13 protein-coding genes are annotated in these 14,937 nt (G+C 33.6%); 5 read left to right on the forward strand and 8 right to left on the reverse strand.

The window, feature by feature from the left end; genetic code table 11:
- Nucleotides 1-45: 45 nt before the first annotated feature.
- The 4 genes from NFRAN_RS02000 to NFRAN_RS02015 form a co-directional block, all read right to left on the reverse strand.
- Nucleotides 46-780 carry a thermonuclease family protein gene (locus NFRAN_RS02000; protein WP_145987987.1) on the reverse strand — a complete coding sequence of 245 codons (735 nt, stop codon included), beginning with the start codon at nt 778-780 and terminating at the stop codon, nt 46-48.
- 572 nt (nt 781-1,352) lie between these two features.
- Nucleotides 1,353-1,850 (reverse strand): hypothetical protein, encoded by a 498-nt coding sequence (locus tag NFRAN_RS02005; RefSeq protein WP_134482843.1) that lies wholly within the window; start codon nt 1,848-1,850, stop codon nt 1,353-1,355.
- A 471-nt stretch (nt 1,851-2,321) separates the two neighbouring features.
- Nucleotides 2,322-2,534, reverse strand: coding sequence for a hypothetical protein (locus tag NFRAN_RS02010; protein ID WP_134482844.1), 213 nt, complete (start codon nt 2,532-2,534; stop codon nt 2,322-2,324).
- 11 nt (nt 2,535-2,545) lie between these two features.
- Entirely contained in the window at nt 2,546-3,133 is a 588-nt protein-coding gene (locus NFRAN_RS02015) for a hypothetical protein (protein WP_134482845.1), read from the reverse strand.
- 320 nt (nt 3,134-3,453) lie between these two features.
- On the opposite strand from NFRAN_RS02015, the gene NFRAN_RS02020 reads away from it, so the two are divergent.
- On the forward strand, nt 3,454-4,260 hold the full coding sequence (locus NFRAN_RS02020) for a hypothetical protein (protein ID WP_134482846.1): 807 nt from the start codon (nt 3,454-3,456) through the stop codon (nt 4,258-4,260).
- 2,763 nt (nt 4,261-7,023) lie between these two features.
- Here NFRAN_RS02020 and NFRAN_RS13515 read toward each other — a convergent pair.
- The 3 genes from NFRAN_RS13515 to NFRAN_RS02030 form a co-directional block, all read right to left on the reverse strand.
- A complete protein-coding gene (locus NFRAN_RS13515) occupies nt 7,024-7,161 on the reverse strand; it encodes a hypothetical protein (protein WP_172602044.1) in 138 nt (45 codons plus the stop codon).
- A gap of 668 nt (nt 7,162-7,829) precedes the next feature.
- Complete coding sequence (locus NFRAN_RS02025; protein ID WP_134482847.1) at nt 7,830-8,279, reverse strand: hypothetical protein; 450 nt, start codon at nt 8,277-8,279, stop codon at nt 7,830-7,832.
- A gap of 559 nt (nt 8,280-8,838) precedes the next feature.
- Entirely contained in the window at nt 8,839-9,927 is a 1,089-nt protein-coding gene (locus NFRAN_RS02030; protein ID WP_172602045.1) for a class I SAM-dependent methyltransferase, read from the reverse strand.
- An 859-nt stretch (nt 9,928-10,786) separates the two neighbouring features.
- Here NFRAN_RS02030 and NFRAN_RS02035 point away from each other — a divergent pair.
- Nucleotides 10,787-11,161 (forward strand): hypothetical protein, encoded by a 375-nt coding sequence (locus tag NFRAN_RS02035; protein WP_134482849.1) that lies wholly within the window; start codon nt 10,787-10,789, stop codon nt 11,159-11,161.
- Nucleotides 11,162-11,321: 160 nt separating this feature from the next.
- Here NFRAN_RS02035 and NFRAN_RS02040 read toward each other — a convergent pair whose 3' ends face one another.
- Complete coding sequence (locus NFRAN_RS02040) at nt 11,322-11,885, reverse strand: methane monooxygenase/ammonia monooxygenase subunit C (protein ID WP_134482850.1); 564 nt, start codon at nt 11,883-11,885, stop codon at nt 11,322-11,324.
- 371 nt (nt 11,886-12,256) lie between these two features.
- Here NFRAN_RS02040 and NFRAN_RS02045 point away from each other — a divergent pair, with 371 nt between their 5' ends.
- From NFRAN_RS02045 to NFRAN_RS02055, 3 genes are all read left to right on the forward strand, one after another.
- A complete protein-coding gene (locus NFRAN_RS02045) occupies nt 12,257-12,688 on the forward strand; it encodes a hypothetical protein (protein WP_145987988.1) in 432 nt (143 codons plus the stop codon).
- Nucleotides 12,689-12,833: 145 nt separating this feature from the next.
- Entirely contained in the window at nt 12,834-13,856 is a 1,023-nt protein-coding gene (locus NFRAN_RS02050; RefSeq protein WP_134482852.1) for a NosD domain-containing protein, read from the forward strand.
- Between the two features lie 505 nt (nt 13,857-14,361).
- Nucleotides 14,362-14,751 carry a hypothetical protein gene (locus NFRAN_RS02055; RefSeq protein ID WP_134482853.1) on the forward strand — a complete coding sequence of 130 codons (390 nt, stop codon included), beginning with the start codon at nt 14,362-14,364 and terminating at the stop codon, nt 14,749-14,751.
- The last annotated feature ends 186 nt before the right edge of the window (nt 14,752-14,937 follow it).

Consider the following 14,937-nt stretch of genomic DNA (forward strand, 5'->3'; position numbering starts at 1 on the left):
TTTGTGGACATATAATGAATGTGATGTGGACACACATCTTGCTTGTCAATAACAGCCATTCTTTTGGGCCCAATCCAGGTCAGAAAACTCACTACGTTCACAATACTCTTCTAAGATTTGTGCATAGTCATTTTCTATTAGTAATTGATTTGATAATAAATTGTCATCACCACAATAAACAAGACCAATCATTCTACCATAGCTTCCGCCTTTTTGACCATCATCTTCATCTACTAGGGCTTTCTCTCCAACTCCACAAATCAAGCTGAGAAAATCCTTTGCTTCTTGGTATCCTTGTTCACCCCGTTCAGGGGTATTGATCAATGCCAACCTGATTGTGACTTGGTTATCAACTTCAACTGTATCTCCGTCAATCACCTTTGAAATAACCCCTGTAAAACAATTTGCATTTCCAGAACAAAGGTCAGATGAAACTGAATTCTTTCTATTCAGTGTAATAGTCTCATCGTTATTCCCGTTTTTGTTATTATCCGAATTTGAACTATAATCGTTATCATTATCATCATTATTATTATTGTTATGTTCATTATCATTTGATGATTTTCTACTTGAATCTTCATCTTCTTCATCTTCTTCTTCATTGCCACCGCATTCATCATCGTATCCCAAATCTCCACAAACATAGCTTCCATTATCAGATGGACAACTATGCCATCTGTGACAACCATCTCGATGTCCAGAACTATCGAGAACAATTAACGGCGATGATAATAATGCTGTAACTATTATCCCCATAGTTATAATTATGCTAATCCGCAATAATGCAGATAAAACCCAAGGGAATTAAAATATGTATCCAAATTCGAAACTTAATTGTTAATGCAAGGTACGGAAAGTCTAAAGGCTCGAACTGGCCTTTAGACCAACATGATGGAAGTTTGCAAGAGGTAGAAGAACTACAAGTATCACGGGTTCAAATCCCGGCCATCGTCAAAATATCCTTCTAACTGACGATATGTTTTTTGCATTTTTTAACTTGAAATGCTTGTAAATTTGGAAAGATATCGCTGAAAGATATACCACCTCAAATAAATCAACACTCAATAGATTGTATTGTAATTATAGAGCAAAAGCAATACTATAAACTATTAAATACTAATATACACCATTTTTAACCAAATATCTATTATCTCTTTATAGAGGAATGGTTTTTATCATACGATGATTTCTTGAAGAAGGGCCCGCACTTGTAGTCGACAACAAATTAGATGATTGAGAGAATAATCCCGCAGTTAAATGATGAGACTAGTATAGATTAAAATCAAATCTTGAAACTATTATGTAGGAAATGTCACAAGAATTAAAAAAGTAGGGAGAAATTACATCTTTTATCATTGTGTCAATGAGTCAATATGTCCGTCTACAGTGTATGTTATAACGAATGGTTTTCCTTCTATATTGTGAAATGCCAATGCGTTACCAGCAAAGACGAATGAACCGGAACTAACTGGAGAATCGGTAAATTGTTTCATCAAAGATATTGCGACTTTGCCATCACCAAACGGTGCATTCAAAGGCTCTCCTGTTTCGGTGGTATTTTGTCCAGATTGATATGGATGTAACATTACTACTTCAACTGGTTGACTTGCAGTAAAGGATGCAATACCAGAATATATCTTTCCATCATCTCGGGGCGGAGCAGCAATCACAATTTGATGCATTTCGTGACCTGGTAACGGATCTTGCATAGACTTGGTTGTATTTTGAACAACGAAAGGAGTCGATTGTTCTGTTTGTTGTGCAAAGGCCGTTGTCCCTGAAAGTTGTGTTACTAATGCAATAGCTCCAATCAATGCGATTGAAGTAAATCCTAAATCGAGTTTATTCATTATATTGTGAATTAAATACAATATATATAAATCATTCGAAATATTCGGATGTGATTAAGCAAACAAAATGCCACGGCCGTAGGTCTCTTGATGAGAAGCTGTTGAACAGTTGTTCATCAGTTGTCTTATAATTCACCTGAGATATGAAAGAAATAATCAACCTAGGCGGTTATTATAAGTAGAGGCGAATTTGTTGAATATTTATGGAAATTAAAACACAGTCGTCAAAATATCCTAAGAATCAACGTAAAAGATTTCTTCCGTTTTTAACCAAGGTAAACAAACAACTCATTTCTAATTAAATAATTTCTATCATATAACGATTTAAAGATCACAGCCCCATCCCATAATGGTAATAACATCTGATTTAAAGGATTTTGTATTAGGATCACCACGTCACTAGAGTAACAGTTTTGTATTGATAAGTTTATGCAATACAATCAATTCAGATCTGATCAGATCAAACTTTGATCAAGTCGGTCTGTAATAGTGTCGTACAAACTCTGAATTGGGAATACTACCTTGCAACAAGTCGATTAACTCTGGTTCGATTCCCTCGCTCCTTAAAAAAGTAAAGACTTTTCCACAATAGGATATGTAGAATTTTTGATCGTTTCGTTCAAAGGTTAATCTTGTTTTGTCATAATTCAGAACCTCAACTCCATGTTTTTCTACAAGATTCAAAATTTCCTCATTTATGCTCTATATGATACCTTTTTGGTCCTCCTCAAGAATATGGATGGAAACCGAAAGTGTTCTATCACTTTTCCATCCTGAGAATGACATTCTTTCTTTGATTCTGGATTTAGAATCAAGGCAAATGATTTTAAGATTTGGACCGGCCTCAGACCAATCAATACCCTAAATTTAACGATATTATAAAATCGCAGATATTTTTCTATTGCATTCTTAAGCCAACCAAGCATATTGCTAAAATCCTTATCCTGATTAGTGATACTATGAAAGCTTGTTAACGAGTCTCTAATTGCTGTCCATTTTAATTTATATCTGTTAGTATAAGGATGCCATGTTTCACTACATCCTAAATATTTTGATAACAAAGCCAGTGATTTCATTATATGCTTCTTTTTGTCAATTGAAAATTCCATTATCTCTGAAAAATCTCTAGTTACCAATAAATGGTGATAATATTTAGCACACGCCATTCGTGTTTTGATAGTTGCAGGATTGAGTTTTAGAGATAGTAAATATTGTAAAAATCCATTTAAACCAATATGTTTTTTACCGTCAAATGTACTATAATCGTCGATTTGCTCACGCAAGGCGAGATACCGAATTCAAATCCCGACCGGAGCACTCATTAGAATAGATTTTAAAAGTAATAATGTAGCAGACACAATAATTTCCTGAAATAATCCTTAAGAGACAAGATTAATTGATACACGAGAATTTAGATATTACCTTATAGGACTTTTTATCGGTTAAATGTAAAGAATTTCAAGATAAGAGAATGATACCTATGAAAATTTGGAAGGCAGGTATTCCAGTAGCTCACGAGCAATTGAGATGACTTACAAACTTGCTGATCATACACTATATTACGCAGGGTAATATATATTAACATGTTACAATATTTATCTGCATGCAAAAACAGACATCATCTAGTCAATCATTTGTTAATGCTTTTGACGAGTTCAATGAACGAAACAGAAAATTATTTAGCGTTCCAAAAATTGACCAGTGTCTTTCGTTTGAAAACAAGAAAAATGTCTGCCTAATGCTTAATTCTTCCAAGTCATCGGCTACATCTTTTCTTTACTCCATCATCACCAATGCATGTGTAAATTATCATGCTACAGATAATGACAATTCGCAAAAAAGGACAATCATGATAGACGCCGGAAATGGTAACAACCTGGGTCAAATTTATTTGCAGCTAGTTCAGCAGGCGATGAAAAATGAATTTGATAGTAATAAGATCTTGAACCAAATCATTGTAGTAAGAGCCTTTACATTTTATCAATTATTGAATATCGTAATAAATGAATTACCCAAACAACTATGTAAACTTGAAAGTTGCAAAATACAAATAATTGTCTTGGATTTACTGGATACTCTAATCTCGTCAAACGGAATTAGATCTAAGCATGATGTTGAAAAATCAAAAGCAGAATATATACATAATGAAAAACTAGTCAATGAACTGATAGACACTCTAGTTAACCTGTCTAACAAATATTTTGTAATAATGTGGTATGATAATAGTAATCAGTTGATGGATGACTATTCGATAAACTCTAGATTCGATAACGTAATTGAAATTAATTCAGGGTTTATTCACGATGGATTCAATACAATAAAGAGTAAGAAAAGAATAACGAATAAAAAACAACATAGTGTAAAAGTCAGGATCAAATCGATCAGAACTACTGTTTCAACCAACTTATAGCACTTCAACAATCGTGCTAGATACTAAACGATATTATCTACTTAGGTATACAATAATAATAAAAACATGAAAAACCTCCTCATATTTAGCTCATTGCTCGACTCGCTTACCTAGGCGATATTCTATTGAGGGAATAAAGAGATGTTAGTAACATTGTTATTTATCGTTTTTTCATCATGCACCTGTTATTCCTTTACCACTGAATGTGTCCACAGTTTTGAACATCCGAAAGTAAGAACCAGTTAATGAGTCAATCATCGTCATTATATTCTATCCAAACGAGTTTTGATAGAATGTTTGAGATCTGTCATGATTATTCATCAATAGGATTATCAGAATGTGTTACATCGAGAGAGATTATTTGGTCCCAGTCTATCCAACAGATAGTTCTCGTAAATTCGTATTGAATCAGAAATATAAACAAGAATATATACACTGTCTGTTTTCATGACATACATCTAAAAGGATAACCAAATTTCGCTCGGAAAATGACAACTCACATGGATAGATAAGAATTCTTAGTTCCTTGGGTCTTGCATCATAGGTGACGTTGATAATGTGGGCAAGAGATGCAAGACCCAAATGAAATTATTGGAGATGTGATTTTTACTATAATTTGGGGTTAATAAATAAAGTGTATCTCCAATCGTATATGCCTTTGGATACAGCCTAGAGTTAAACAAACATATTAAGAAAGCAATTCACTCATTCGATTTATTGATTTGGTTCCTTATTCATGACCATACTTATCTAATCCCGTAGTCCATATTGTGAATATCTGATTCTTTTTGATTACCATATTTTTCAAATTCCCTATCAAATACTTTTTGCATACCATTTAGCACATTTCTTTGATCAGTTCCAATAATGATGACCAAAGTATTATTTATCGATTCGTCGTCAGGGTTGTCTTTGGTTATTATTTTGATTATTTCAATTGAAAAAGGAAAGGAAGGGAATAAAATTTATATCCATTCATGGGATCGGATTGAAATAGAAATTAAAATAGTCAATCAAGATTTGTGAGACATGGAGACAATTACCACCCAGTTTTATGAAGATATATGGTTCGATACGAGATGATCCTAATTCATTAGCAAATATATCAATTCATTCTACTCCTCTGAGACGAGTGAAAGGATGGTTGAAAATGTGCAGAATTTCTCTTTCTACAGTTCAAAAAAGGGAAGTGTATTTATGATGGATTTATCAAATCATGGTTTGTTTGACAAATAATAATAAATAACACAATTATCCAAAAGATGTTACTCTATAAACAAAATGTGTAATTCTATAGAGTGATATAATCAATTTGATTCCAGTTCTCTATCATTTTTTCAGGTTAAAGGGTATATGTATTAAAATGCTATAAAAAAAACCAGTAGAATACTGAAATTTCATTGCTACTCGCTATTTTCATTCATACTATGAACATATTTATAGAATTTCAACACATATTGGTTAATTTCGGCTAAATCATGTAGTAACCTTGGTTGATTTCAGATCGAATTAAGTAGATACTGTTCAAATAAACTTTACCGAACAAAAATATTTATTTTATATAAATCTTATTAATATATTAAATAATATATGCTTCAGAAATCAAAAGATTGTAAAGCTTTTTTTTACTAGATAATTAATAATTTCTTTATATACTTTTCAGGCATGAAATAAATGTGTCGCATGCGACACAATCGTTTAATTAATTATCCTTAATAGATCTATACCACGAAACATTTATAAATGATTAAACAAGAGATGCGGTAATCTCACCCTTTATCACGATGTATCCGTCTGATTTTCCTTTCCACATGATTTACAGACAATATAGTAATAGTATGTTTTTACATTATAGTTCACATCATCAATATTCACACGCTCAGATAATACTACACATCCTAACGGGTAACCTCAAAATACTTCTAGCAAACCCATTGGATTGAAAAGCATAGTTGATGTCCAATATACAAGCAGTATTGGAATAGAAGTACCTTTAACTCCTACATATTTCCTTCATTCACTCCAAAATGTTTTTTTTTGAAACTACAATTAATATCATTTAATCGATAGAAATCTTGTCATCTTTCACATTAGATGTACACCAATGTTAGAAAAGATAGTATCCTTGTTTGTATATGCAATCAGATTTAACTTGAGTATGATATGATTTCCATCTAGGATTCTAGCCAACTTGAATTTATTCTCTAACCAATTTCTTACTTGCACGTAGCTATTCAATATAATAAGATAGGTTAATATAAAATCGCAAAAAAGCTGTACGAGTGATTTTATTCATTTTTGAATCAATTTTACTCAGACTTCATCAATTAGAATCAAGATATTTTTGTCGCTAGATGTGTTTGATTAGATCTGTAAGAAATATATGAAACCAATTAACTTAAATTGTGCTTGGTTGTGATTAGCATTTGTATATTCTATCATTATCGCAAATTTGATGACTTTTTATTTCTGCTATGCTCTTGTCTCCTCGAGTAAAACGAGATATGTAAATCCCATTCCCTGTTCTGCATCTTTTTATCCTTTTACACTATGTATTATTGATAAATATTTAATCAAATATAGTTACGAATTTGATATATAATTCTAATCCAAGTGCATAATTACTAAATATCATACAGATATCGAGATTAAACGATAAAATAAATTGACAATCAAATACTATGCCATCCGATTTGTGAAGATATTCATACAATTTCCTTTCTGTCTGCTGTTTAGGGTATTAGCATATTTACACCTCCTTATTTAATTCAAGGAATTCGGTGCGTAAGATGGCTGTTTAAAACCAAACAATATCTGTTGGTAAACGTGATCGAACGAATATTCTGCTCCTGAACCCGCAACTTCAGGAAAGATCACAATTCCAGTAATTTCATGAGTCATAGATCTGATTCCACACATCTCATGAAATACCCGATTGTTGGATCGGGTATATCCTTAGATCTTTATATCACATATGGATTTATTATCCGAAAATTCTAAATTATAAATGGATAGGTTACCATCATGATCATCGTTTAAAAGGATATGCGTGTGATATGTTTTATCATTTTTTAAAAAATAATAACTCGATAGTAGAGATGTAGCAATAATGATTGTTTAAAGGAATTCAATAGATATCGAGTGGAATTTATCCCGCCGTATCATAACAACGAAGTTGGATTCATTCTAAAATTATGGAAACAACATTTGACACGGCATATACTTAGTGGAGTTAAAAACACGTTTTCGATTAGGGATTCTATGAAAGATAGAAATAAAACTATCAAACAAATAAAACCGTATTCCTCAGATTTGAAAGGATAGAATTCACATCCTAAATTGCCTTATCATTATTATTGAAGAAATTGAAGAAATAATTTTTTAAAATTTTGGGGTTGATATGGTTTTCAGTAAAGAGTAAAAAATAGGAGTATACCAAAGCCAGGATAAATAATTCTACGATCATTAGTTTTCAATTACAAAACCACGTTATATTGGACAATATCACGTCTTACCGCACTCAGATGTAGTGTTAAGACACTCATTGGAAAGAAAATTGTAGTGGTTGTCTAATCCGTGTTTTCTGTACCACCAGACAGGGTTCCATTCAAAGCAAGGAGCAACAAGGGTCCAAAGGTTTCACCATTATCATTACTAATTCTCATTACAGGATCGTTAATAGTTTGGTTTCTCTCCCACCAAGTTACATATACATTATTGCCTGATGCTTGTATTTCAACATCTTCTGATTCTGAATCTGGAGTATTACTTAGATTAATCTTATCTCCAAACGTAGCACCGTTATCATTGGATGCTCTAAACAGAACTTCGTTATTTCCCGATTTATTAGTCCACCAGACTACGTATACATTATCTTCTGCTACAGCAATTGGAGCATCAATTATCAAAGTTGTATGTCTTCTATCAGAAAATAATTGAGCATTGGCTTCGGATGATAGAAAATTGATATCGTTTACCAATACCATCGAGACCGTACCTGCGATTACTATTAACACCATACAAATTCTAACAAAATACTGCATACACATTATCAGACAGAATAGATAAATTTAGACAGATATATGTTTTGTCGGAGTTGTAGTATTTGTATTTTAGATGTAAACATATGTTGTGTATTTGGGCACCGAATAGGTTAGAAAAGCCTAACTCGGTCTTAGGTTTCATGATTTCTCTGACCAACACAGATGTTTTTGAATTTAAAAATTGGTTTTAGAATTAATAACGATATCAGTGTTTTTAGATCAAAACAATAAATCATTTGAGATTGATTCTCGTTTGCATATCAGGCTACTACTTTTAATACAAAATACCCAGAAATGAATCACTAATCTTCATGATCGGAACACGATATTCCTTACACTTGATAAAACTATAAGATTTTTTTGAAGCGATTTGACTCGGAAAAATGAATTCGCCGTATAGGGTTAGATGTAGAAGAACTAACGATTTGCAATTCTTACCGAAGGGTTATGACAATTATAGAAACTATCATTTTCAGTTTCGTCATTCAATCGTTGGAAAATTGAAATCGTATAGTCTACATAGGTCTAGACGGCATTATTGGGTCTTTTTGACTACATAATAGTAGTTCAAAACATCCCCACCGATTTGCTTGACATCAATTGGTCCCGAAAAGCCTGCATCTTTTAGTTTTTGCTCAGCCATTTGTCTCCCCCAAACAGTTCCCAGCCCTTCTCCATTCTGAGCCAATGAGACGGTCATACAATGCATTGTCGAAAATGTATAGAGAGAAGGTGCCAAGGGGTTTTGAATATTCTCTTCTACGTTACTAGAAGCTGCAATGTCTTGCATAAGAAAAACTCCATCAAATTTTAGGGCATCACGGATCTTCGATAACACCGTAGTAGGGTGAGCTTGATCGTGGATAGTATCAAAGGCCATCACAAGATCATATTCGTTAGTTTCAGAGATAGTATTGACATCTTTTACTTCAAATATAACATTTGTGAGATTCATTTCTTGAGATTCTTTTATCCCAGCTTCAATTCCTTCCTCTGAAAAGTCGAATCCGAAGAACTTGCTATTTGGGAACGCTTTCGCCATAAGATTTAACGCATGGCCACGCCCACAACCTACTTCTAGAACGGAAGCACCGCTTTGAAGCTTACTAATCATTTCTTGACCTGTTAAGGGTACTATATCATTTATTAATCTCGAATCAAATACCCTAGAGGTCTCTTCAGCTTGTAAAGCTTGAAACCCTGGATAATCTGAATAGGGAACACCGCCACCATTTCTAAAGCATTCTACAATCTTATCCTCCACGAGACCCATCAAAGATACATATTGCGAAAAGAGAGCCAAGTTATTAATCCCGGCAGCCCTTGTAGTAAAAGCCGAATGTTCTGGAGGTAACAGATATCTTTTTCCATCAGGATAATATTCAACAATACCACCTACCACCATCCCACCAAGCCATTCCCTAACATATCTTTCACAAAGATTTGCTTCCTTTGCAATTTCCTCCGATGTAGCTGGTTTCTGCAATCCTGACATTACATCAAATAGTCCAGTCTTATGACCTACACTTATCAATAGGGAAAGACAACCACCGTTTATAATCTCTAATAGCTTACCAGAAAATGCTTCGGCTTTTGCGTTATCAAACTGAGCTTTTTCTAACATGAATAAACAAATATAAATGAAATATTAAAAATTTATCATTTCAAAAATCTTTTGAGAAACATTATTACTAAAGGATAAGAATGCATACCAAAAACTATTCATTCATAAACAGGAGTGTCTTATCGAAAGGGTGGTGGGTATTACGACAGTCATTTCTAACCAGCCTAAAACCACATCAAAATATGCCCAACCTTTTGCCTGTATCATAAAGTCCTCATGAATCCAGTTCGAGGTATCATGTTTCAGACGTAGAATCCAGAACAAGAAACTTTTTTAAATTCGCAAACTCTGATGTTATTCTTCAATTTCCAGCAGGAAAGTAAATCTCATTATATTAGTATGGTACAATGAAAAAGGAGTTTTCAAAAAGAATGTTGATACAGGTTAATACTCAAAGTATATATCTATTGGAAATATCGATACAAATATTCCAAAAATAGTTAATAGTTTAATGTTTTCAAACTACGAAAAATATTATCATTGAAATCCAATGTTAAAATTTATTCCAGGAAGAAGATGTTTCATTCGAATCCCATACCTAACTCTCTTCACCTTCTCCTTATGAGATAAATTTACGATGTTCTCAGAAATATGTGCAAATAGCAAATTACTTTATCTAAACTCCAATTGTATGCAACGCACGTGCATGTTCCCTTATGAGAGACATTGGAATTTGGGATTGGATTCTAAGCCCAGGAGTTATGTCATTTCCGCATTGCAGAGATTCTATAACATTTCCTACAGTGCGGCAAGACCAGAGATTCTAACCTACAAATATTCCATAAAAAAAATTTATACTAGTAGTATACTATAATAGTATTAAACCCAATTATACAAATATTTTGGATTATATACTCATATGACTATTACCCTTTCTTCGGTATCCTTAACCCGACAGAATGAAAGCATCGAAATTCTGAGGGCTAAATATTTTGAAGGTTGTATTCACCTTTTGCGTCAACTCAAGAGAGGTACCTATTACATACCTTGGGATGGGATATCCCCGACATGGAAAAATGAACGTAAATCAGATACTGAGAAGAAATTAAAGATAGTGGTAGAATGTAATATAGAATACGGTAGATACATTTATCCACGAAAGCCATATGTTACAAAAACAATCAAGATCGGGGGCAGAGAAGCCTCATGGATTAGAACATGGCTACCACAGCAGCTTGAAGAATTAGATCGTAAATTAACAAAGTTAACCTCTTCAGAACAGGATGCTGAATAATCCTAATTTGAGTAATTAGTGTACACACTGGTAATGTTTGGCATCATTTTTTAGATTCTCAATAATGGCTGACTGAAAAATAATACATATACTATTGACAATACCTAGCCTGGTCTAAAACTACTATTATTAAATAAACTAAAAAAATAAAAAAATTATTTTATGGGATTGATCTGCTGTAGAGCTTTCCTTCTAATGCTAGTTTGTACATTTCTGCTACGTATGGATTTCTTGCAGGAGTTTCAGCTCCAAGCTCCACCAAACGTGCGTATACTCTGACCACATAGGCCAAAGCACCCATAAATGCTACTACTACACCCATGTTAAACATCCAGTGGTTTGGTACTGAGAATATCTCTTCAACGAACCAAAAGTGCCACATTTCGTTGATACCTATGGTAAACATGGTTGCCAAGTAACCGATAATGGTGATCTTTAGACCGGTATTCATTGAGTTGTTTGGTCCTCGTAGTACTGGAACTCTTCTGTCATACATTGCAACAAATCCCCAGCCTAAGGGAAGTGCAATAAAGTGACTGTACAACCACCAGTGTGCTGGTGTAAATGCACTATCTCTGATTGCTGTTTGGTGAAGAGATCCATCAACAAAGTTGTCTACTTCGACTGATGCAGCAATAGATCCTAGCATAATGACCATCAAATAGATCTTTTTTAGTCTTTGAATTTCTACTTCTTTTGGAATTAGTGCTGGCATTTGTGCCATTTTATCTTCAACTTATCTTCATTATTCTAGTATATAAGCTATTGATTGTAATAATTATAAATTACTATAGATATATCTGCAAAAATAATGTAATATAGTAATAAAACTAAAGTAGATTTGATAATATTTGATACAAGAGAGAAGATGTGAAGTATAACGTTATTGATTAATTGAATTGATTAACCTTATTATTAGGAAACTTGAATAAGCATTACGCAAGATACAATCTTCTACTAATTAACCATCATGGCAATTATTGAAATATGTCCTGCTCGGTCACAGTTACTGTCAATTATCAGTCAGAAAAACGTTTAGAACTTTTTCATATCAACCTAAAATTGTTTTAAAGATACTCTTGTCTTAATGCTCTAATGATGAGTTTACTAGAGTATCTACCTATTATTACATCGGGATTATTATTCTTGTCAATTCTTACATTAGTGGTAAATCGTAAGAACTTGAGACTACAAAGTGAATATCAAATCTATGCCCGCATGATAGAAGCGCGACTCAAACTTGAAACCTCTGAACCGTTTATCAAAATGGCCCGTGAGAGTCCTTTTTTTGCAGATCGTTTCGCTTTGGTTGAGAGTCCAGATCAATTCTATATGTTGAGGGCCTTTATTGACTTGTATGAGTTTATATACAGACTACACAAGACTCGGGTAATTGATGATCAGTTGTGGCTTAGATGGATGTCTTCGGCAAAGGCGATGAAATCTATACCTAAATTTCTAACTGTTTGGGATAAGACCAAATCTGTGCACTCACCGGATTTCGTGAGGTTTATAGATTCTTTGTGAAACTCTTGAGTCATCCAAATACAAGGGATGAGTATTATACTTTCTACGAAATAAATATAACAATTATCAATGACAAATCCAATGTTGTTTGTTATTAGAAAATTACTGAAAATCGATATATTTTTTTAGAATATACATATTGTAAATGGCAATACAAACCAAGAAAATCTTATCGATTGCAATGCTAGCATCTTTACTAGTTTTTAGCTTGACGGTTTCATCATCAGCTTCATTGTCCTATGCTACAACTGGAGGAAACCAAGCCACAGCTCAAAACAGTGAGGATGGAAACAACAGTTCAAAAGATGGAATTAGTCAATCAAGTTCAAGCTCTCAAAGTTCTGAATGCTTGTCTGGAGGCAGTACAACAGGAAGCTGCAATAACCTCAGTTTCCAAGTAAACCAAAATGGCAATTCTGAGGAAGAAGTAGCAGCCGAAGAAGCACAGACTACAACTGCAAGCGAAGCACCAGTTACTGCTACAAATGCACCCGTTAGTGCAAGTGTATCCTGTGGTGAAGTAATTAAGCAAAGTGTGAAGTTGACATCTAACTTAGATTGTAAGACAGATGGCTTGATAATCGGAGAAGACGGAATCACATTAGACCTTAATGGACACACGATTTCTGGCCCAGGAATTTCAACATCCAAAGTAGGAATAATGCTTTCTGATATGGATGATGTAAACATAGTAGGTCCAGGAATGATTGAAAACTTCCAAGCAGGTGTATTGAACACTGGTGGTCAAGACGATAAAATATCTGGCGTAACATTCACAGGTAACCAAATCGGATCCTTTAATACTGGCGCAGCAAACACTGCAATTGAGGACAATCAGTTCTTCAATAATAACATAGGAGTGGCATCTCATTCTTCGACTGGCTCTAGTTTGGTAACAAACCTATTCAAATCCAACGACCTTGCAGGAATCACCTTTGTAAATTCTGCATCAAATCAAGTCTCCTTCAATACCATACAAGGATCAGTTAGTGGATTGTTCTTTGATGGTCAAAGCCGAGACAACGTGGTAACCTCAAACAACATACTAGATAACAGCGGTGTCGACATCAACAATGCAAATGGACTTCCATTGAACGTAAACAATAACATCTTCAATGACAACAACTGCAATTCATCAGTCCCAGCAGGTCTCTGTTTAGGTAAATAGAATACCTCAACCTTTTTTATATTTTCAAAATAAAAACATTAGTAATTATTTAAAATCTAGTCCGGATTTCGCTGAATTAAAAGTTAAGATAGGTATTTAAGAAGTAGTTTAGACCTCACGGAGAATCTTCACAATCTCTTAAACTGACCTAATTGTCCTTAATTGTCAGCATGTCCTATGAATAATTCTTATTTACACAATCCAGTAACTTTGATTAATTTCCCTTATACATACTTCTAATACATATTACTAACGTTGCCAAGTTATGTATATCATAACCATCTAAATACGAATATGATTTATAACCCGATATCCATCTAGGTAAACAAATAATTGTTATACCCTGAATCAGTAAGAGATTAATCACGCACTTAAATAGATATTTAAGGACATTGTCCTTAGAATACAAGTATGACTCGACACAATCGTTATAATTGTGAATTGGTCATTATTTGTGTAGGATAATCAGTTAGATTATTATAGTAAGGTAGTTATAAAAATTTATATGAGCGGGATTGAAGACCTGGTTAGAAAATTTGATGATTTTGAAAATTCAATGAAGACTGTTCTACCAAAGGTGGACACCAGATTGATCATTGATATGTTACATCGAATCAAAAGAGACGAATCCCCAATGTATACGATAGAAATATTTCTTGATAAAAGACCAGATGAGGAAAAAATTAGATCAATCATTACCGAAGGTTTAGGCGTAATGCCAGCCTTTTACGATCAAGGTACACATATTGTTGTAGCCCATAGATTCAACTTGCAAATGCTTGAGTATATAACTAAAAATATGGATGTTGCAAAGATAAGAGGTACATTCACAGGTGCCGGTAGAGGAGCGTCGATAGGCCCTGTCTTTGAAAGAGATGACGCTACAGATTATTAGAATGCTAGACGGGTAACAATAAATTAATGCAGTATAAACACTTACAAAGGCATCATAATCATCATCTTTAATCCTTCTTAGAAAGGCTTATTTTCATTTTGATACATTTTATAAGGGAATAAATTGCTTTTCGAAAAGCCGTGTTATTCACTTTGGAAGACAATCATAACACCTGAAAGAGGGTCT

Origin of the sequence: Candidatus Nitrosocosmicus franklandus, assembly GCF_900696045.1 — an archaeon.
Lineage (GTDB): Archaea > Thermoproteota > Nitrososphaeria > Nitrososphaerales > Nitrososphaeraceae > Nitrosocosmicus > Nitrosocosmicus franklandus_A.

Bases quoted from the DNA above. Each gene is read 5' to 3' on its own strand.
- NFRAN_RS02005 (WP_134482843.1), bottom strand. From the start codon at position 1,850: ATGAATAAACTCGATTTAGGATTTACTTCAATCGCATTGATTGGAGCT.
- NFRAN_RS02020 (WP_134482846.1), top strand. From the start codon at position 3,454: ATGCAAAAACAGACATCATCTAGTCAATCATTTGTTAATGCTTTTGAC.
- NFRAN_RS13515 (WP_172602044.1), bottom strand. From the start codon at position 7,161: ATGACTCATGAAATTACTGGAATTGTGATCTTTCCTGAAGTTGCGGGT.
- NFRAN_RS02025 (WP_134482847.1), bottom strand. From the start codon at position 8,279: ATGGTGTTAATAGTAATCGCAGGTACGGTCTCGATGGTATTGGTAAAC.
- NFRAN_RS02030 (WP_172602045.1), bottom strand. From the start codon at position 9,927: ATGTTAGAAAAAGCTCAGTTTGATAACGCAAAAGCCGAAGCATTTTCT.
- NFRAN_RS02035 (WP_134482849.1), top strand. From the start codon at position 10,787: ATGACTATTACCCTTTCTTCGGTATCCTTAACCCGACAGAATGAAAGC.
- NFRAN_RS02040 (WP_134482850.1), bottom strand. From the start codon at position 11,885: ATGGCACAAATGCCAGCACTAATTCCAAAAGAAGTAGAAATTCAAAGA.
- NFRAN_RS02045 (WP_145987988.1), top strand. From the start codon at position 12,257: ATGATGAGTTTACTAGAGTATCTACCTATTATTACATCGGGATTATTA.
- NFRAN_RS02050 (WP_134482852.1), top strand. From the start codon at position 12,834: ATGGCAATACAAACCAAGAAAATCTTATCGATTGCAATGCTAGCATCT.
- NFRAN_RS02055 (WP_134482853.1), top strand. From the start codon at position 14,362: ATGAGCGGGATTGAAGACCTGGTTAGAAAATTTGATGATTTTGAAAAT.